The organism is Dokdonia genika (assembly GCF_042652845.1).
GTDB classification, from domain to species: domain Bacteria; phylum Bacteroidota; class Bacteroidia; order Flavobacteriales; family Flavobacteriaceae; genus Dokdonia; species Dokdonia donghaensis.
Map to the genome: position 1 here is coordinate 1 of NZ_JBHSHB010000011.1, position 1,430 is coordinate 1,430.

General features: G+C 45.4%; 1 pseudogene. It reads left to right on the plus strand.

The window, feature by feature from the left end:
- Positions 1-1,430: pseudogene (locus tag ACFO5T_RS06865) on the plus strand (hypothetical protein); the annotation flags it as partial.

Here is a 1,430-nt window from a genome sequence, read left to right on the forward strand (position 1 = left end):
AATTGCGAGACTGCGACAGCTACAGTAGTAGTAAGTGCACCGGACCCAATCGATGCGATGGATGATAGCTACACAGCTACAGCAGAAGAAGGAGTTAATGGCATTACCTTAGGTGATGTACTTTCTAGTGATGTAATTAACGGTGTACCTGTAGACCCTGCAGATGTTACAGTCACTCCAAATACAGATGGTCCACTTACGGTGAATGCGGATGGCACAGTAACCGTAGCAGCGAACACTGCACCTGGTACTTATACAGTAGATTATACAGTTTGTGAAGATGGTACAGCACCACCTAATAGCAACTGTGATACTGCGACAGCTACAGTAGTAGTAAGCGCACCAGACCCAATCGATGCGATGGACGATAGCTACACAGCTACAGCAGAAGAAGGTGTTAATGGTATTACCTTAGGTGATGTACTTTCTAATGATGTAATTAATGGTGTACCTGTAGACCCTGCAGATGTTACAATCACTCCAAATACAGATGGTCCACTTACGGTGAATGCCGATGGCACAGTAACCGTAGCAGCGAACACTGCACCTGGCACTTATACAGTAGATTATACAGTTTGTGAAGATGGTACAGCACCAGCTAACAGTAACTGTGATACTGCGACAGCTACAGTAGTAGTAAGCGCACCGGACCCAATCGATGCGATGGACGATAGCTACACAGCCACTGCAGAGGAAGGTGTTACTGGTATTACTTTTAGTGATGTATTAGCCAATGACACTTTAAACGGAGCGACGGTAGATCCAGCAGATGTTACTTTAACCGCTACACCAACAGCGGAATTGTCAATAGACCCTGCTACTGGAGATGTTATAGTTGCCAGCGGCACTGCACCTGGTACTTATACAATTCCTTATCAAATTTGTGAGACAGCTGTTCCATCAAATTGCGATACTGCGATAGCTACAGTAGTGGTAAGCGCACCGGACCCAATCGATGCGATGGACGATAGCTACACAGCCACTGCAGAAGAGGGAGTTAATGGCATTACATTTAGTGATGTATTAGCCAATGACACTTTAAACGGAGCGACGGTAGATCCAGCAGATGTTACTTTAACCGCTACACCAACAGCGGAATTGTCAATAGACCCTGCTACTGGAGATGTTATAGTTGCCAGCGGCACTGCACCTGGTACTTATACAATTCCTTATCAAATTTGTGAGACAGCTGTTCCATCAAATTGCGAGACTGCGACAGCTACAGTAGTGGTAAGCGAACCAGATCCAATTGATGCGATGGATGATAGCTACACAGCCACTGCAGAGGAAGGTGTTACTGGCATTACATTTAGTGATGTATTAGCCAATGACACTTTAAACGGAGCGACGGTAGATCCAGCAGATGTTACTTTAACCGCTACACCAACAGCGGAATTGTCAATAGACCCTGCTACTGGAGATGTTATAGT